This is a genomic window from Ruegeria sp. SAZA006 (assembly GCF_059613465.1).
Genome location: NZ_JBXWSO010000014.1, coordinates 525,786 through 541,839 on the forward strand (window position 1 = coordinate 525,786; position 16,054 = coordinate 541,839).

Genomic DNA, 16,054 nt, shown 5'->3' on the forward strand with positions numbered 1-16,054 from the left:
AAGCGATCAGGCGGACGGGCCTGATCGTCGAGATCGGGTCAGCGTCTCGGGTGTATTGAGCGCGTTTCGCATGTGAACACGCCCCGCACTGAAAAAAGTGAAGCACCTGCCGTTTGACCCATCAAGCGCAACTTCGAACCGGGGTCACGGTTTCGAAATTCTCGCAGAATGGTTTCGCTAAATTCCGAATAGCGGTCCCACGCGTCGTGGTGAAACCCGTGAGACCGTGCGTTGGATTGGTACGCCTGCTGCATGAAATCTGGCTGCCCTGCAGTTTGGCTCAGTGGGGTTTGGGCCTCAAACCAGCGCCTGCGGCAAGACAAACGGAACGTCAGTTGCCGGCAGCGTGCTGACCGGCAGATCGATGCCGTAGACCTGCCGCATCACCTCGTCGGTCATGACGTCCGAAACCGCCCCGGTGCGCCAGACCTCTCCGTTCGACAGAACGCAGACCTTGTCGGCGAACAACGCGGTCAGGTTCAGGTCATGCATCACGACCACGACGCCCCCGCCCTGATCGGCGAATTCGCGCGCGATGCGCAGAACCGTGAACTGATGCGCGATGTCCAGGCTGGCGACGGGCTCGTCCAGCAACAGCCAGCGCGGCCGGTCGCGCCGCACCGAGCTCCAGACCTGGGTCAGAACGCGCGCAAGCTGCACGCGTTGCTGCTCGCCGCCGGACAGGTTCTGGTACGAGCGCGGCTCGAACCCCGCAAGATCGACATGCGCCATCGCGCGCGACGGCAGGGCGTCGTCGCCGTTGGCCAGGCCGCCGGGCAGGCCCAAGCGTACGACTTCCAGCGCGGTGAAGGGAAAGGCGACGGCCGAGGATTGCGGAAGAACGCCCCGCATCGCCGCCAGTTCCCAGGGCTGCAGGGCCGCGATGTCCTGGCCGTTCAAGGTGACCCGGCCAACGTTCGGGATTTCGCCCGACAGCGCCCTGAGCAGCGTGGATTTGCCCGAGCCGTTGGGCCCAATGATCGCGGTGAACTGTCCGGGTTCAGCCAGGAAATCCACTTCGCGCAGGATCTGCTTGCGCCCGATACGGACGCTGACATTTTCAGCTTTCATCATTCACATTCCCATCGATCCGTGGCGGCGCAGCAGGATCCAGAAGAACACCGGCGCGCCCAGAATGGCCGTGACGATGCCGATCGGCAGCTCGGCCGGGGCCACGATCACCCGGCTGATCATGTCGGCGGCCAGCAACAGGGCGGCGCCCAGCAAGGCCGCATTCACCAGCAGCCGGTGGTGATCGGGGCCGGTGCCCAGCCGCAGCAGATGCGGCACGACGATGCCGATGAACCCGATCCCGCCCGACACGGCCACGGCCGCGCCGGTGGCGGCGGCCACCGTCAGGATCGCGATGTTCTTGCTGCGCTGCACCGGAATTCCGATGTGATGCGCCACCGCTTCGCCCATGGCCAGGCCATTCAAGGCGCGGGCCAGACGCTGCGCGCACAGGATCGACGCCAGTATCAAAGGCGCGGCGGTGGCGACCTTGGTCCAGGTCGCGCCGGCCAGCGACCCCATGCCCCAGAAGGTCAGATCCCGCAGCTGCTGATCGTCGGCGATGTACACCATGACCCCCGACACCGCGCCCGACAGAGCCGCCAGGGCGATGCCGGCCAGCAGCATCGTGGCCACCGAGGTCTGCCCCTGACGCGTCGAAACGCGATAGAGGATCAGGACCGACGCCCAGCCGCCCAGAAAGGCGGCAACCGCGACCAGGCCACTGCCGACCCAGGCCAGAACGGCGGCGGGCAGAAGGTTGCCGAAGACGATGGCGGTGATCGCGCCCAGCCCCGCCCCCGCGCTTACGCCGACGATGCCCGGATCCGCCAGCGGGTTTCGGAACAGCCCCTGCATCACGACGCCCGACACCGCCAGCGCCGCCCCGACCAGGATGCCCATCGCCAGCCGCGGAAGGCGGATGTCCCACAGCACGATCCGGTTCAGATCCGACAGGCCCCGGCCATGCAGCAGATCTGAAACGGCCATCTTCAACGAGGCCTCGGACGCGCCGACCGAGATGCTGGCCATGCTGGTCACGGCCAGAAGGCCGATCAGGGCCAGGGTCACCCATGCAGCCCACGACCTGCGGGCCGCGGCGGTCGGGGGCGCGCCGTTATCCAGTGCCAGCGTCATGAGCCCCTGACGCCCCGCAATGCGGCCGACAGATCCATGACCGCGTCGGCGCTGCGCGGGCCGAAGCCCAGCAGATAGGCGCCGGGCATCCGGATCAGCGCCCGGTTCCGCCCCGCCGGAGTCAGCCGGACTGCGGGCAGCGCGAACAGCTCTTCCTCCGAGAGGATCGGCTCGCCCTGGCGCTCCATCATCAGGATCACGTCCGGCGCGGTGGCGGCCATGGCTTCGGGCGTCATCGTCTTGAAACCCGTCACACCCGCGGCCGCGTTTTTGCCTCCGGCCATCCGAATGATGGTATCGGCCTGGGTCTCGGCCCCGCCGACGACAAATTCGCTGCCCCGAGCCGAAAGCAGGAACAGCACGTTCACCGGCGCGTCCTGCGCGTCGGACGCCTGGGCCAGCGCCCGGTCCAGCCGGCGTGCGGTTTCGGCCGCCAGGGCTTCGGCCTCGGCCTCGACCCCCAGCGCGGCACCCACGGCGCGGATCTTGTCGATGACGCCATCGCGCGAGAATTCGTCGGCAATGGTGATGTAATCCACGCCGGCCTCTTGCAGCACCGCGATGGTCTCGGGCGGGCCCGACCCTTCGAGCGCAAGGATCAGGTCGGGCGCAACCGACAGCACGCCCTCGGGCGACAGGGCCCGGCGATACCCGACATCGGGCAGATCCGCCGCCTCGGGCGGCCAGGTCGAACTGCGGTCACGGCCGACCAGCCGGTGCTGCTGGCCCAGGGCATGGACGATCTCGGTCAGCGAACTGCCGATGGCGATCACGCGTTTGCTCTCGGCCTGCGCGACCGCCGCCGAAGCCAGCAAAGCGGCGCAAAGTGTCACCAGGCCCCGCATCATGCCGCTCCGGTATCGGCCGGACCGGGCAGCGCGGCAACCAGCGCGTCCCAGGCAGGGCGATGATCGGCCTCGCCGGTGCGGCGCCCGAAGATCTGCAAGATCAAAGCGCCGTCCGCGTCGAAGGCCTCGACCGAGATCGCCGGGCCGCGCTGGGTCGGCTTGTCGACGGCCCAGACCTCGGCGATGTGATCGCTGCGCAGATGCAGGTTGAAGCCCGGATCCAGCACGTTGAACCACGGCCCCATCTGCTGAAGATTCCGCACCGGCCCGCCGTGGATCTCGATGCAGCCGCGGTTGCCGACGAAGATCATCACCTCAATCTGCTGATCCCTCACCTGTTCGAACAGGCCGGTGACCGCCGCGGGATCAACCGCGCGGGCCAGCGGTTCGCCCGCGATGCGATAGGCGCCCAGCCGGTTCATCTTGAGCTTCGAGGTCAGGCGCAGGAACTGGTGCGTGTCCGTCATCTTTGCCCATTCGTGGCGCAGGTCGTCGGCTTTGTCGGCATTGGCTTTAGGCGCTTCGGCCGGTTTGCGCGGCGCGACCGCCATCGTCTGGCTCTGATCCTCGGCGGCCAGTGTCCGAACCAGCGTGCCCCAGTGGCCCAGATCCGAGCCATCGCGCAGAATGATCTTGTGAACCGCGTCCCCGGCCGCATCGAACACCTGGATCGAGCGGCGCAGACCGGCCTCGGTTTCCCGCTCGACCGCAAAGACATGGTGCCATTGCGTGGGGAACATGCGCAGGTCGATCTCTTCGGTCAGCACCATCGCGGCATGTTGGCCGCTGTGGTAATTGTCGTATCGCCCGATCTTTTCGATCACGCAGGACGGGTTGCGCGTCAGCGCCATGACCTCGCCCAAGCCGGCCAACTGGCCGAACAACCCGTCAAGGTCGGGGTTCAGCCGTGTCACGCCCTCCCCGGCAAAGGCCGCGACCAGTTGGCCCTCGCTCAACCCCAGCGATTCCGCTAAATCGCGGTCTCGCTGGCCTGTCTTCTGCGCATAGGCAGCACGAATATCCTGAGGAGCCATAAGCACCTGTTCCATAGCGGGTTTCCCGTCTTCATCGTGGTTTTAAGGGGGTGCTGGCCCGGGCGCTGATCGCAAACAGCGTCCTGCTGGCAGTGCCGAAATTAAAGGCACGAAACTATGTTGACTGTTTTAGTCACCTTTATTAACGAACACAAGTCGCCGCGAAAAGGCGATTCCAAAAAACAGCAAAAAACTGACCAGCGCCAGCGAACTGCAAGCATCTCCGGTCCTCACACTTGTTTCGAAGGGACAGAAATGCGTGCACGTACTCATATTGCAGGCCTGCTTGGGACTGCCTCTTGCTTTGGTTTGATGGCGTCCATGGTTTGGGCGCAGGAACAGGATGACGGGTTCCTCGGGACCCTGGAACTGGGCGAAAGCAAACGCGAGATCCAGACCGGCACCGCGGTTCCGGTCACGAATATCGACCAGGAAGAGATTGATGACCGTCAGGCCAACACGGTGGCCGAGCTGATCGATTCGGTTCCCGGCGTCACCTTGGTGAACGGCTCGACCCCGCAAGGATCGGGCATCAATATCCGCGGATACGGGGCCAACGGCACCTTCGGCACCGACCAGAAGGTTCTGATCCTGGTCGACGGCGCAACCACCGGCGCGGAAGAGCTGTACCGGATCGGCAACCAGCTGTTCACCGATCCGCAGCTGTACAAAAGCGTCTCGGTCATACGCGGCACGGTCGGGTCCTTCGAATACGGCTCGGGCGTCGTCGGCGGCGTGGTTCAGCTGGAAACCAAGGACGCGTCCGACTTTACCGGCGGCGAGCCGGGGTTCCGCTTCCGCCAGACACTCGAGGGGTATTCCAACGGCAGCGGCTTTGCCTCGTCGTCGATCCTTGCGTGGCAACCCAACCGGCAGACCGAATTCCTGCTCAACTACACCTATCGCGACCAAAGCGATCAGAAGGACGGGAACGGCGACACGATCGGCAACAGCGCCTTTACCCTGCCTTCGCTGCTGGCCAAGGGGAAATACAGCTTTGGCGACAACCGTGAACATTCGATCACCGCGTCCTGGAATCAGTCCACCTCGGAAGAGCGGGACGTGCCCTATGATTCCTTCGGCACGACGGCGGACGCCTTCGGCAACGTGGACCGCGACATCGAAACCCGGATCGCCGTTCTGCGCTATCAGTATCGGCCGGCCGGCAACGATCTGGTCGATCTGGACGTCAATCTCAGCTATTCCGAGCAGTCCATCGACAGCAGCTATGTGCCCGGTTCGTCCAGTTTGGAGGGAACGCCCTTCTTCCCCGGCATCCGGGCGCTGGCCGATGCCACGCACAATTACGAAACCACCAAGCTGACGATCAAGAACAGTTCGTATTTCCAGACCGGGGCGGCGTCGCATGATCTGCGGTTCGGGGTGGAGTTCATCGAGCGCGAGCGGCTGGATGCCCCATCGGCACCGGGCGGCACCGACCGTCGCGTCGCGCTGTTTGCGGTTGACGACATCCAGTTCGGCGACCAGCTGACCGTCACGCCCGCGCTGCGGTACGAAACGCAGGACATCAAGGGCAACGGCGACGCGGCCGCGCCCTTCAACGGCAGCTATGACAACGACGCGCTGATGGGCGGCCTGTCGGCCCGTTATGAATTCGCCAGCGGCTTCGCGGTATTCGCGGGCGGGGCCTATACCGAAAGCCTGCCGATCATCGACGATCTGGGCACACCGCTCTACATGACCCAGCCCGAGAAATCCCGCACCTGGGAGGCCGGCATTTCCTATGACAGCGGCGATATCTTCGCCGCCGGCGACGTTGTGCGCGCCAAGGTCAATGTCTACAGCACCGATCTGTGGGACATCACCTCGTACGTGTCGGGCACTCCGTCCCTGCCCCTGTCCAAGGTCGAAACCGAGGGCGTCGAGATTGAAGCCTCCTATGCCCATGCCACGGGCTTCTACGTCGATTTCAATGCCAACATCGTCAGCGCCACCGAGTTCAGCGCGGCGGGCATCGGATCGCCGTGGCGCAACGAGCCCACGGATTCGGCGCGGATCACCCTGGGCAAGCGGTTTGGCGAAACCCTGGATGTCAGCTGGGAGATCTTCGGCGCCAAGTCGGGGCTCGATTCCTCGGGCGATCCGGTGGGCGGGTACGGGGTGAACACCCTGCGCGCGACCTATCTGCCGCAAGAGGGCGCGCTGGCAGGCTTCGAACTGCGCGCCGGGATCGAGAACATCTTTGACAAGGCCTATCAGCCGAACCTGTCGACCCGCAATTCGCCGGGCCGGAATTTCAAGCTGACCGTGGCCAAGACCTTCTGAACCCCTCAGGGAAAGGACCCGTCATGACAAAAGCTGTGCAAAATCTTGTTCGGGCGGTCCTGCTGGCCCTGCCCCCCATCGCGGGGGCGGGGTTGGCCAGTGCCGAAGACACGCAGGGCGCGGGCGGCGTCACGATCGAGCTCAGCTCGGCCGTGAATCAGGATCATGGCTGCCTGCTGAGCTTCGTGGTCGAAAACGCCCACCCCGCCGATATCGGCGGCGCCGTCTATGAAACGGTGCTGTTCGGCGCGCAAGGCGAAGTGGCCCTGCTGACGCTGCTGGATTTCCAGGACCTGCCCGCCGGACGGCCCCGCGTGCGCCAGTTCAAATTCACCGGTCTGGCCTGCAATCAGATCAGCCGGATCCTGATCAACGGGGTGCAGGACTGCGCCTATCCCGGCGATCTGGCCGATGCCTGCCTGTCCGGTCTGACGCTGCGCAGCCGCCTTGAGACCGAATTGATTGGATGATCCGATGGATGCGTTTCTGCAAAGACTGACCGCAATTCTGGACCTGGGCGGCCCGGTCGTGGCGGTGTTGATCGCGACCTCGGTCGCGACCATGGCGCTGATCCTCTACAAGCTGTGGCAATACAAGGCCGCCGGGGTCGGGCGGCATGTCGAGCTGTCGCTGGCCATCGAAGCCTGGGACCGCAACGACCGGGCAACCGCGCGCGCGCATCTGGACCGAAGCCGCAGCTATCTGGCGCCGGTGGTCGCCATGGCGCTAGACGGGCACGGGCCGGAACTGATGGACCGCACCGATGCCGAGGCCGAGGCGCGCTTTGCCGGGCTGGAACGCGGGCTGAACGTGCTGGACATAATCTCGCAGCTTGCGCCGCTGCTGGGGCTGTTCGGCACCGTGCTGGGCATGATCGAGGCCTTCCGCACCCTTCAGGAGGCCGGCAACGCGGTGGATCCGGCGCTGCTGGCCGGGGGCATCTGGGTTGCGTTGATGACAACCGCCGCGGGGCTGGCCGTGTCCATGCCCACCTCGCTGGTCCTGACCTGGTTCGAGGCGCGCATGACCCGCGAACGGGTCTTTGCCAACCGCGCCCTGCGCACGGTGTTTGCCCCCGGCCACGCCGCCGCGCCACGCCCGGCCATCCCGTCCTCCGAGGCGCTGGCCCATGGCGCTTGAAACCCGCAAAAGGCGGCGCCGGCGCCTGTCGATGACATCCCTGATCGATGTCATCTTTCTGCTGCTGCTGTTCTTCATGCTAACCTCGACCTTCTCGAAATACGCCGAGATCGAGCTGACCACCGCCGCGGCGGGCGGGTCGCAGGCCCAGCGGTCCATCCGGTTCATCAAGCTGGAGCGCGACCGCATCCTGATCGACGGCACCGAAGTCGCGCCCAACGCCGTCGCCGCCCGGTTCGACGGCCGAACCGACCAGCTGGCCTTGATCAGCCTGGGCGGCGGGGCGACCTCGCAGCAGTTGATCGACTTGCTGACCGCACTTGAACCCGTGTCCCGCCTCAGCACGCAGGTCATTGGATGATCCGGCTGACCCCCAAAACGAAACCCGGCCGCGAGCCGACGATCGCCCTGATCAACGTGGTCTTTCTGATGCTGGTCTTCTTCATGATCGCGGGCACGCTGGCGCCGCCCCTAGGCCAGTCGGTGCAACTGGTGCGGACGGCGGATCTTGAAGGGCGCGAGCCCCCGGATGCGCTGGTCATCCGCGCCGACGGCGTGCTGGAATATCGCGGGGCCGAGCTGACGGATGTGGCAGCCTATGTCGAGCGCGCCTCGATCGACCTGCCATTGGACGCCGTGCGGCTGGTGCCCGACCGGGCCTTGCCGGCGGTGCGGCTGAAACAGGTCAGCGACGCCCTGCGGGCCCTGGGCGCCAATAGGGTCTTCGTCGTGACCGAACGGGGCCTGCCATGATCCCGCAATCCCGCACTATGGCCACCGTGCTGGTCGTGCTGGCCGCCGCGACCCACGCCGCCGCCCTGTTCGAATTCGACACGGACGAGGCAGTTCTCATCGAAGGCAGTGGCGCGGTTGCCCCTGCGGCGCTGGGGTCTTCGTTCCGGGACTATGCGGCCGGAACCGTGGCCACACCCCCCGCCGCCACCCGTCACTCACCCGTTGCCCCGACACAGACCGCGCCAGAGGCCCCGGCGGACCGTGCGCGCGCGCAGCCGGCCACCAGGTTACAGGCGCAGGCCCCGGCCCAGCGGCAGAACTCCCATACGCCGACCCTGCAAAAACCCGAGCCGCAGCAGGCCCGGCCTCCAAAACCACCCACCCCGACCGGCAATGCCGCGGTCAGCCGTAAAAAGGGCAGCGCCACCGGCAACGCGGCGACCGGGGCGGCCTCGGCGAAGCGGACGAACCGCGCCGCGCAGGAGCAGGGCAATGCCGAGGCCAGCACCTATGCCGGTCTGGTCAAGCGCAGGATCCTGCGGGCGCGGCGCAAAAGCGTGAACATCCAGGGCTCGGTTCGGGTGGCCTTTCGCATCGCCGACAACGGCGCGCTGGCTTCGGTCAGCGTTGCCCGCAGCTCGGGCTCGTCCCGGCTGGATCAGGTCGCACTGGCGCAGGTCCGGACCGCCGCGCCCTTCCCGCCGCCGCCGCCCTCGGCCCGGCGCGCCTATACCGTGGAAATCGTCAGTAAATAGAGACTCAGCCCGCGCTTGTCCGGCTACCTGGTGTCCAGCGGCTTCAGCAGGTCGAACACTTGTTGCCGCATCCATTTTGCCATCGGATTTGCATCCGATCGTCTGTGCCAGATAGCGATGATGTTGACGGGTTCGATTTCGAACGGCGGGGCAAGGACCTTCAGGCCGAACTCCGGCGCAAACTTCCTGGCCAGCTGAGAAGGCACCAAGGCCAAGAGATCGCTTGCACTGACCACTCGGCACACCCCTGAAAACACCGGAAGGGTCATCGCGACGTGCCTTTTCCGACCAACTTTCGCCAGAGCCGCATCACCCATCGCCGCCAGTTTTCCCTCAGGTGAGAACAGCACATGCGACAAGGCGCAGAAGGTTTCCATCGGAAGTTCGGTGCCGTCTTCGATCTGTGCAAGGAATGGGTTGTCAACGCGGCCGACGACCATGAAGGACGACCGGAACAGCACCTCTCGGCTGATCCAATCCGGTGTATCTGTATCCGGGATCAACGCGAGATCAGCATTGTAGCGCTCAAGACTCTCGACATAGTTCTCGGGAACAAGATCCACCAATTGCGCGACCATCTTCGGAGCCTTGCGGTTCAGAACGCCCCCAAGACCGGGCATCAGCAGCTCGGCGAAAAAGTCGCTGGCCGCAATCTTGAAAGTTTCGGATGCCTGCCTGGGGTCGAAGTCATCATTGCGGCTCAGCAGGCTTTCCAGTCGATTGAGTTCCTCACGCAGCCCGTCCTTGATCGAGACCGCAAAATCCGTTGGGACAAGCTGATTTCCCCGCCGCACAAACAGATCGTCACCCAAGGCGTGCCGCAGGCGGTTCAACGCATTCGACACCGCGGATTGCGAGACCCCAAGTCTTTCCCCTGCCTTGGTGGTGGACCCCGCCGTCAGGATCGCATCAAGAACACGGAGCAGGTTCAGATCAAGCGTTGCGAAATTCATGTCGGTAATACCGCGTATTATGAACTTTCGTTAGATTGATACCGCTTTTTGCGCCTACAAGTAAGGTACCGAAAGCGCTTTCGTTTCATGTCGGATCAAAGGACAGAAGCGATGCATGATCATCTGGTTGATGACACCACGCTCGAATGGCAGGGCGTTCGATACAAAACAATTCTGGACCCCGCTGAAACCGGGGGCGCCATGTCGATTGTAGACAGCCTTTCGCCGGTCGGAAGCGGACCGCCACGGCACATCCATCACGCCGAGGACGAAGTCTTCGTGATTTTGACCGGTGTCTGCAAAGTCTGGGTCGAAGGTATCGAAACACGTGTGGGCCCGGGCGAAAGCATCTTCATAGCCCGCGGAAAAGAACACACGTTCAAGGTCATCGGTGATGAGCCCAGCCGTCACCTTGTCATTCTCACACCGGGAGGTTTCGAGGGCTTCTTCCACGCCATGGCAACGGCCCTGTACAAAATTCCAGAAGACATGCCTGACATCGAGGCCGTAGCCGCCAAGTACAACCTGTCATTTACTGGCCCACCATTGGATTGAACGTCATGACCCAGCACATCGTCTACCATATTCCCGTGTGTCCCTTTTCACAGCGGCTTGAAATCTTACTGGCACTACGGGGGATTCGGGACCGGGTGGAGTTCCGCGTCGTGGACATCACCAAACCCCGCGATCCAGAACTGCTGACAAAAACGCGCGGAACGACCGCTCTGCCGGTTCTCGAGACTCCGGACGGGCAGATCATCAAGGAGAGCCTCGTGATCCTGCGCTATCTCGATGAAATGCTCGAAGGGCCAACGCTGCGGCGCACCGACCCGGCCGAGCATGCGGTCGAGTCGATGCTGATTGCCAAAGAAGGCGCCTTCACCATGACCGGCTACGTCTATGTGATGAACCAGGACCCCGCGCAGAAAGACGCCCACAACGAAAAACTGCTCGCGCTATATCGTGACCTCAATGACTTTCTCCTGACCCACAACCCGAACGGTGTTTTTCTGTTCGATCAGTTCGGGTTGGCCGAGGCGGTATTCACACCGATGTTCCAACGCTTCTGGTTTCTGGAATATTACGAGGACTTCGAACTCCCGCAAAACGGCGAGTACGACAGGGTCCGAGACTGGAAAGCCGCCTGCATGGCCCATGAGGCCACGGGGCAGGTGACACAAGAAGAAATCGTGAAACTCTACTACGACTATGCCTTGGGTGCCGGAAACGGAGCGTTGGTGGGCGGCCGCAAAGTGTCGAGCTTTGCGTTCGAGCCACATTGGAAGTCGAGGCCAATGCCACCGCGGGACAAATACGCCGGGACGGCATCGGACAAAGAACTTGGGCTGGTAGTCCCGGCATCTGATTGAAGCCAGAAGGCACCCGGGTCGATTGGCCCCCCTCCGCGGAGGACCGACGCCCACAACACGCATTCGGATATGGCCCGGTGGCGCACAGCCGGTCCTACGTCACGAGTACCGGCCGATGAAACCGAACCAATCCGAGGCTTCTGGGTGCGAAACTGTTGAACCTACAGCCGTCAGACGAACCTGTTGACGTAGTTCTCCAACCGCTCCTGCCTTCCGGATCGAGGCTCGGGATTGATACCTTCGGCCAACACCCGGGCCGCGATTTCATCCAGCGATGAGGCAAGCATGGATTGCGCCTCCGGGCTGTCCCATCCGGAATATCTGTCGGTCAACGCGGCATCAAGCCCGCCATCCTCGATCATCGCGGCCGCGGCCTTCAATCCGCGGGCACAGACGTCCATGCCGCCCACATGCGCCGCGACAAGATCCTCGGGGTCGATCGACTGGCGGCGGATCTTGGCGTCGAAATTCGTGCCCCCGGTCGAAAACCCTCCGGCCTTGAGGATGTAGTAGTAGGCCAACGCGACTTCTGGCACGTTGTTGGGAAACTGGTCCGTGTCCCATCCAGATTGATAATCGTTCCGGTTCATGTCGATCGAACCCAGCATACCCTCGGCCGCCGCCACTGCGATCTCATGTTCAAAGCTGTGGCCCGCCAGAATCGCGTGGCCCTGTTCCAGGTTCAGCTTCACTTCGTCTTCCAGCCCGTATTTCCTGAGAAACCCGATGCAGGTTGCGGCGTCATAGTCGTATTGGTGCTTGGAGGGTTCCTGTGGCTTCGGCTCGACCAGAATGGTGCCCTTGAACCCGATCTTGTGCTTGTAGTCGACCACCATGTTCAGGAACCGTCCCATATGGTCCAGTTCCAGCCCCAGATCGGTGTTCAGCAACGTCTCGTAGCCTTCGCGCCCCCCCCACAAAACGTAGTTCTCGCCACCCAGCTTGTGGGTCGCGTCCATACAGGATTTCACGGTTGCTGCGGCAAAGGCAAAGACCTCCGGATCAGGGTTCGTACTGGCACCCCCCATCCAGCGGCGATGGCTGAACATATTGGCGGTACCCCAAAGCAACTTGGTTCCCGACGCCTGCATCTTTTCACCGATATAGTCGGTGATTTCCTCGAGCGTGCGCAGGTTTTCGGCAAAGCTGCCCTGCTCGGGTCGAATATCCGCGTCGTGCCAGCAGAAATAGGGCTGACCCAGTATTTCAAACATCTCAAAGGCGACATCGGCCTTCATCCGGGCGCGCGCCATGTCGTCTTGCGGGTGCCACGGGCGTACAAGGGTCGGACCACCGAACGGATCTCCGCCCTCCCATGCGAAAGAGTGCCACCAGGCGACGGCAAAGCGCAGATGGTCCTCCATGCGCTTGCCCAACACCATTTCGTCCGGGTCATAATGACGGAACGCCAGCGGGTTCCGACTGTCTACGCCTTCGTACCGGACCTTTTCGATACCCTCGAAGAAACCGCTTGTCATACCTGCCCCCTATTCCGAGTTTTGCCCGGGCTGCTTACCCAGAATGATCATCGACAGCAGATCGTCGTCGGTCACGTCCGCGATATCGACCGTGCCGACCAGCTTGCCGTTCTTCATGACCGAGGCCCGATCACACAAATCCATGACTGCGTGTACGTCGTGGTCGATCAGGAAAATTCCGATCCCCTGCGCCTTGAGCTGGTGAATCAGATCGGCCACCATCTGCGTCTCGTGCGGACCCAAGGCGGCCGTCGGTTCGTCCATGATCAGGATGCGGGCGTTGAAATAGACAGCCCGCGCGATGGCCACCGACTGTCTCTGGCCACCGGACAGAGCCGAAACCGGATCGTTGAACTTCTGAAAGTTGGGGTTCAGCTGCGCCATGATTTTACGGCATTCGGCCTCCATCGCCGCGTCGTTGACCAGACCGAAAGGCGTCGTCATTTCGCGTCCCAGGAACAGGTTCGAGGTGGCGTCCAGATTGTCGGCCAGGGCCAAGGTCTGGTAGATCGTTTCGATATTGTTGGCCCGCGCGTCGCGCGGGTTGTTGATCTCGACCGGTTTGCCATCGATCAGGATCTGCCCGTGGTCCATCTGATAGGCTCCGGACAGGACCTTGATCAGCGTCGATTTGCCAGCCCCGTTGTGCCCCAGCAGTCCCACCACCTCGCCGGGATACAGGTCGACCGAGACTTGGTCGACGGCCTTGATCCCGCCGAACGAGATCGAAATGTCTCGCATCTCGACCAGAGGTGGTTGCCCGGATCCGCGACCGGATGCCGGCGGCGTTTTCTGAGTTCCCTGCGCTTGCGTCATTTTCCACCCAATCGCTTGCGATAGACGATGTCGATATAGACGGCCAGAACCAGCACACTGCCGACGACGATGTTCTGGAACGGCGCATCCACGCCGACCATGGCCATGCCCGATTGCAGTGCCTGCATGATCAGCGCACCAAGGATCGCGCCATAGATGGTGCCGATGCCACCAGACAGGGCGGTTCCGCCAATGACCGCTGCCGCGATCACCCGCAGTTCGTCCAGTGTTCCGATGTCGTTGGAATGGTTGGCCAGCCGCGCCGAGGCGACCACCGCCGAAACCGCGCAAAGGAAGCCCATCAGCGCAAAGATCTTGACGGTCAGCAGGCGGGTATTGATGCCCGACAGTTCGGCTGCGTCCGGGTTGCCGCCGGTCGCGAAGATATAGCGTCCGAACCGGGTCTTGCGGGCCACGACCGTCAGGGTCACGGCGACGATGATCAGGATCAGGACCGAGATCGGGATGCCGTATCCGACGATCAGGCCCTCGGGCATCGTCTCGCCGCGGGCTTCGAACATACGCTGCAACCGGCGGGTCGGAATGGCATAGCTGTTCAGGATGTACACATATCCAAGAATGCTCGCTGCAATGATACCGGCGAGCGTTGCTTCGGCCCAGACGGGTTTGACCGGGAAGCCATGCGCCGCCTTGGCCCGGCGGCTGCCCCACAGCGCCCAGATCGCAATGGCCGAAGCAAACAACCCGAACAGCCAGCTTGCCGTTGTCCCCAAGGTTCCGTTCGTTCCCCCGAACATCAGGAAATTGCTGTCCAGCGGCCCGATTGTCTGCCCGCTTGTCAGATACCAGGCGACGTTGCGCCAGACCAGAAAGCCACCCAAAGTCACGATGAACGCCGGAATGGTCAGGTAGCCGACCATCCAGCCGTGAAACGCTCCGATCAGCGTTCCGATGGCAAGACCGACCAGGATGGTGATGATCCAGGTGGCGGGATGGTCCAGCCCCATCCCCAACACGCGCGGCAACAACTCGGTCTGCGTCATGGCCATCACCGCCGAGGTGGTCGCCAGCAACGCGCCAACGGACAGGTCGATGTGCCGGGTTACGATGATGAACACCATACCGCAGGCCATGATCGCCACCGAAACCGATTGGATCGACAGGTTGAACAGGTTGCGGGGCGTCAGGAACCGTCCGTCAGTGACGATATTGAACCCGATGCACAGGATCACGAATGCGCCGATCATGCCCAAAAGCCGCATGTCCAGTTCCAGCTGTTGGAACAGGCTTGGCTTGGTTTTCTGGGGTATCGGCTGAGACGAAGTTTCGGTCATTTCCGATCTTTCAAATTCAGCAAGGGTCCCCGGCCCGCCCATGCAGGCCGGGGACTTTGGAATTTAGTTGCAGGGTGCTGGGCCGTTCTCGACGCCTTGGCACAGATCTTCCAGCGCGATCCAACCGGCATCCACAACAACCGACAGATTGTCTTTGGTAATCGGAACCGGAGCCAGGAAGACAGAACTCATCGTCGTTCCACCCGGCGAGGTCCAGCTGACCACTCCGTCGATTTCCGACGGGTCGGTGCCACTGCTGAGTGCGACGGCAATCTCGCCGGCGGCCTTGCCCAGCTCGCGTGCGTCCTTCCAGACGGAAACGGTCTGCGTACCCAAGGCCACTCGGTTCAGCGCGGCGTGATCGCCATCCTGACCCGACACTGGGATACCTTCCATGCCCTGCGCGGTCAGCGCCGCGACAACACCACCTGCAGTCCCGTCATTCGAGGCGACAACCGCATCGACCTTGTTTTCATTGGCGGTCAGAATCTGTTCCATGTTTCGCTGCGCATTGGCGGGCAACCAGCCATCGGTATAGGCTTCACCGACGATCACGATGTCACCACTGTCCAGCGCCGCCTGAAGGATTTCCTGCTGGCCACCGCGCAGGAAGTCCGCGTTCGGATCCGTAGGCGAACCCTTGATCATGACGTAGTTTCCCTTGGGCATCGCCTCGTACACGGCGCGCGCCTGCATGCGCCCCACTTCGACATTGTCGAAGGTCAGGTAGAACGCGCGGTCGTCCTCGATCAGGCGGTCGTAGGCGATGACGGGAATGCCCTCATCCGCGGCGGCCTGTACGGCCGGACCGATGGCCTGCGCGTCCTGCGCCAGAATGATCAGGGCGTCCACACCCTGTGCGATCAGGCTTTCGATGTCGGACAGCTGCTTGGCCGAGGACGACTGGGCGTCCGCCGAGATATATTCGGCCCCACCTGCCTCAAGCGCAGACTTGATTGCCGCTTCGTCCGTTTTCCAGCGCTCTTCCTGAAAGTTGGACCAGCTTACGCCGACGACCGGCTCGGCAAAGACAGCCGAACCAACCATGGCAACAGCAGCTGAAAAGCTGAGAATTCGTTTCATGATTTCCTCCCGTTGATGGGGCCATCGCGTCATGATTCGCGGCCCTCGTGTTTCTGCGTATCATATTTATTTCAGCGGGTAAAATATTCACTCTGTTCGCAGGCTCCAAATCC

The 16,054-nt window shown here is 62.9% G+C and carries 17 protein-coding genes; 8 read left to right on the forward strand and 9 right to left on the reverse strand.

Annotated features, from left to right (window positions below; translation table 11 throughout):
* Positions 1-297 precede the first annotated feature (297 nt).
* Genes AC2FNZ_RS14720 through AC2FNZ_RS14735 form a run of 4 tightly spaced genes read right to left on the reverse strand, consistent with a single transcriptional unit; the run spans position 298 to position 4,045 of the window.
* A complete protein-coding gene (locus tag AC2FNZ_RS14720) occupies positions 298-1,074 on the reverse strand; it encodes a heme ABC transporter ATP-binding protein (protein WP_496841085.1) in 777 nt (258 codons plus the stop codon).
* Positions 1,075-2,148, reverse strand: coding sequence for a FecCD family ABC transporter permease (locus tag AC2FNZ_RS14725; RefSeq protein ID WP_496841086.1), 1,074 nt, complete (start codon positions 2,146-2,148; stop codon positions 1,075-1,077).
* Positions 2,145-2,993, reverse strand: a complete 849-nt coding sequence (locus tag AC2FNZ_RS14730; protein ID WP_496841087.1) for a heme/hemin ABC transporter substrate-binding protein — start codon at positions 2,991-2,993, stop codon at positions 2,145-2,147. Before AC2FNZ_RS14730 ends, AC2FNZ_RS14725 begins: the two co-directional genes overlap by 4 nt.
* Positions 2,993-4,045 carry a hemin-degrading factor gene (locus tag AC2FNZ_RS14735; RefSeq protein WP_496841088.1) on the reverse strand — a complete coding sequence of 351 codons (1,053 nt, stop codon included), beginning with the start codon at positions 4,043-4,045 and terminating at the stop codon, positions 2,993-2,995. Before AC2FNZ_RS14735 ends, AC2FNZ_RS14730 begins: the two co-directional genes overlap by 1 nt.
* Positions 4,046-4,351: 306 nt before the next feature.
* On the opposite strand from AC2FNZ_RS14735, the gene AC2FNZ_RS14740 reads away from it, so the two are divergent.
* From AC2FNZ_RS14740 to AC2FNZ_RS14765, 6 genes are read left to right on the forward strand one after another with little or no spacing between them, the layout of a single operon-like run.
* Entirely contained in the window at positions 4,352-6,316 is a 1,965-nt protein-coding gene (locus AC2FNZ_RS14740; protein ID WP_496841089.1) for a TonB-dependent receptor domain-containing protein, read from the forward strand.
* Positions 6,317-6,339: 23 nt separating this feature from the next.
* The gene (locus AC2FNZ_RS14745) at positions 6,340-6,786 is read left to right on the forward strand and encodes a hypothetical protein (RefSeq protein ID WP_496841090.1); all 447 of its coding nucleotides are present in this window, start codon (positions 6,340-6,342) and stop codon (positions 6,784-6,786) included.
* A gap of 4 nt (positions 6,787-6,790) precedes the next feature.
* Positions 6,791-7,456, forward strand: coding sequence for a MotA/TolQ/ExbB proton channel family protein (locus tag AC2FNZ_RS14750; protein ID WP_496841091.1), 666 nt, complete (start codon positions 6,791-6,793; stop codon positions 7,454-7,456).
* The gene (locus tag AC2FNZ_RS14755; protein ID WP_496841092.1) at positions 7,446-7,817 is read left to right on the forward strand and encodes a biopolymer transporter ExbD; all 372 of its coding nucleotides are present in this window, start codon (positions 7,446-7,448) and stop codon (positions 7,815-7,817) included. The genes AC2FNZ_RS14750 and AC2FNZ_RS14755 overlap by 11 nt, the downstream gene beginning before the upstream one ends.
* Positions 7,814-8,209: an ExbD/TolR family protein gene (locus AC2FNZ_RS14760; RefSeq protein WP_170339591.1), complete on the forward strand. Its 396-nt coding sequence runs from the start codon at positions 7,814-7,816 to the stop codon at positions 8,207-8,209. The genes AC2FNZ_RS14755 and AC2FNZ_RS14760 overlap by 4 nt, the downstream gene beginning before the upstream one ends.
* Positions 8,206-8,946, forward strand: coding sequence for an energy transducer TonB (locus tag AC2FNZ_RS14765; RefSeq protein WP_496841093.1), 741 nt, complete (start codon positions 8,206-8,208; stop codon positions 8,944-8,946). Before AC2FNZ_RS14760 ends, AC2FNZ_RS14765 begins: the two co-directional genes overlap by 4 nt.
* Before the next feature lie 23 nt (positions 8,947-8,969).
* On the opposite strand, the gene AC2FNZ_RS14770 is transcribed toward AC2FNZ_RS14765, so the two are convergent.
* Positions 8,970-9,899: a LysR family transcriptional regulator gene (locus AC2FNZ_RS14770; protein ID WP_496841094.1), complete on the reverse strand. Its 930-nt coding sequence runs from the start codon at positions 9,897-9,899 to the stop codon at positions 8,970-8,972.
* 111 nt (positions 9,900-10,010) lie between these two features.
* Here AC2FNZ_RS14770 and AC2FNZ_RS14775 point away from each other — a divergent pair, with 111 nt between their 5' ends.
* Together AC2FNZ_RS14775 and AC2FNZ_RS14780 are read left to right on the forward strand one after the other, a co-directional pair.
* Complete coding sequence (locus tag AC2FNZ_RS14775) at positions 10,011-10,454, forward strand: cupin domain-containing protein (protein WP_496841095.1); 444 nt, start codon at positions 10,011-10,013, stop codon at positions 10,452-10,454.
* 5 nt (positions 10,455-10,459) lie between these two features.
* Complete coding sequence (locus AC2FNZ_RS14780) at positions 10,460-11,269, forward strand: glutathione S-transferase family protein (RefSeq protein WP_496841096.1); 810 nt, start codon at positions 10,460-10,462, stop codon at positions 11,267-11,269.
* A 170-nt stretch (positions 11,270-11,439) separates the two neighbouring features.
* Here the strand turns inward: AC2FNZ_RS14780 and xylA are convergent, their stop codons facing one another.
* The 4 genes from xylA to xylF all read right to left on the reverse strand — a co-directional run bounded on the left by xylA (position 11,440) and on the right by xylF (position 15,941).
* The gene (xylA, locus tag AC2FNZ_RS14785; protein ID WP_496841097.1) at positions 11,440-12,747 is read right to left on the reverse strand and encodes a xylose isomerase; all 1,308 of its coding nucleotides are present in this window, start codon (positions 12,745-12,747) and stop codon (positions 11,440-11,442) included.
* 9 nt (positions 12,748-12,756) lie between these two features.
* Positions 12,757-13,488: an ATP-binding cassette domain-containing protein gene (locus tag AC2FNZ_RS14790; RefSeq protein WP_093965003.1), complete on the reverse strand. Its 732-nt coding sequence runs from the start codon at positions 13,486-13,488 to the stop codon at positions 12,757-12,759.
* A 71-nt stretch (positions 13,489-13,559) separates the two neighbouring features.
* On the reverse strand, positions 13,560-14,858 hold the full coding sequence (locus AC2FNZ_RS14795; RefSeq protein ID WP_170356973.1) for a sugar ABC transporter permease: 1,299 nt from the start codon (positions 14,856-14,858) through the stop codon (positions 13,560-13,562).
* A 63-nt stretch (positions 14,859-14,921) separates the two neighbouring features.
* Positions 14,922-15,941, reverse strand: coding sequence for a D-xylose ABC transporter substrate-binding protein (gene xylF, locus AC2FNZ_RS14800; RefSeq protein ID WP_496841098.1), 1,020 nt, complete (start codon positions 15,939-15,941; stop codon positions 14,922-14,924).
* Positions 15,942-16,054 lie beyond the last annotated feature (113 nt).

Excerpts from the sequence above, each read along its gene's own strand:
- AC2FNZ_RS14720 (WP_496841085.1), bottom strand. The coding sequence starts at position 1,074 with ATGATGAAAGCTGAAAATGTCAGCGTCCGTATCGGGCGCAAGCAGATC.
- AC2FNZ_RS14725 (WP_496841086.1), bottom strand. The coding sequence starts at position 2,148 with ATGACGCTGGCACTGGATAACGGCGCGCCCCCGACCGCCGCGGCCCGC.
- AC2FNZ_RS14730 (WP_496841087.1), bottom strand. The coding sequence starts at position 2,993 with ATGCGGGGCCTGGTGACACTTTGCGCCGCTTTGCTGGCTTCGGCGGCG.
- AC2FNZ_RS14735 (WP_496841088.1), bottom strand. The coding sequence starts at position 4,045 with ATGGAACAGGTGCTTATGGCTCCTCAGGATATTCGTGCTGCCTATGCG.
- AC2FNZ_RS14740 (WP_496841089.1), top strand. The coding sequence starts at position 4,352 with ATGGTTTGGGCGCAGGAACAGGATGACGGGTTCCTCGGGACCCTGGAA.
- AC2FNZ_RS14745 (WP_496841090.1), top strand. The coding sequence starts at position 6,340 with ATGACAAAAGCTGTGCAAAATCTTGTTCGGGCGGTCCTGCTGGCCCTG.
- AC2FNZ_RS14750 (WP_496841091.1), top strand. The coding sequence starts at position 6,791 with ATGGATGCGTTTCTGCAAAGACTGACCGCAATTCTGGACCTGGGCGGC.
- AC2FNZ_RS14755 (WP_496841092.1), top strand. The coding sequence starts at position 7,446 with ATGGCGCTTGAAACCCGCAAAAGGCGGCGCCGGCGCCTGTCGATGACA.
- AC2FNZ_RS14760 (WP_170339591.1), top strand. The coding sequence starts at position 7,814 with ATGATCCGGCTGACCCCCAAAACGAAACCCGGCCGCGAGCCGACGATC.
- AC2FNZ_RS14765 (WP_496841093.1), top strand. The coding sequence starts at position 8,206 with ATGATCCCGCAATCCCGCACTATGGCCACCGTGCTGGTCGTGCTGGCC.
- AC2FNZ_RS14770 (WP_496841094.1), bottom strand. The coding sequence starts at position 9,899 with ATGAATTTCGCAACGCTTGATCTGAACCTGCTCCGTGTTCTTGATGCG.
- AC2FNZ_RS14775 (WP_496841095.1), top strand. The coding sequence starts at position 10,011 with ATGCATGATCATCTGGTTGATGACACCACGCTCGAATGGCAGGGCGTT.
- AC2FNZ_RS14780 (WP_496841096.1), top strand. The coding sequence starts at position 10,460 with ATGACCCAGCACATCGTCTACCATATTCCCGTGTGTCCCTTTTCACAG.
- xylA (WP_496841097.1), bottom strand. The coding sequence starts at position 12,747 with ATGACAAGCGGTTTCTTCGAGGGTATCGAAAAGGTCCGGTACGAAGGC.
- AC2FNZ_RS14790 (WP_093965003.1), bottom strand. The coding sequence starts at position 13,488 with ATGCGAGACATTTCGATCTCGTTCGGCGGGATCAAGGCCGTCGACCAA.
- AC2FNZ_RS14795 (WP_170356973.1), bottom strand. The coding sequence starts at position 14,858 with ATGACCGAAACTTCGTCTCAGCCGATACCCCAGAAAACCAAGCCAAGC.
- xylF (WP_496841098.1), bottom strand. The coding sequence starts at position 15,941 with ATGAAACGAATTCTCAGCTTTTCAGCTGCTGTTGCCATGGTTGGTTCG.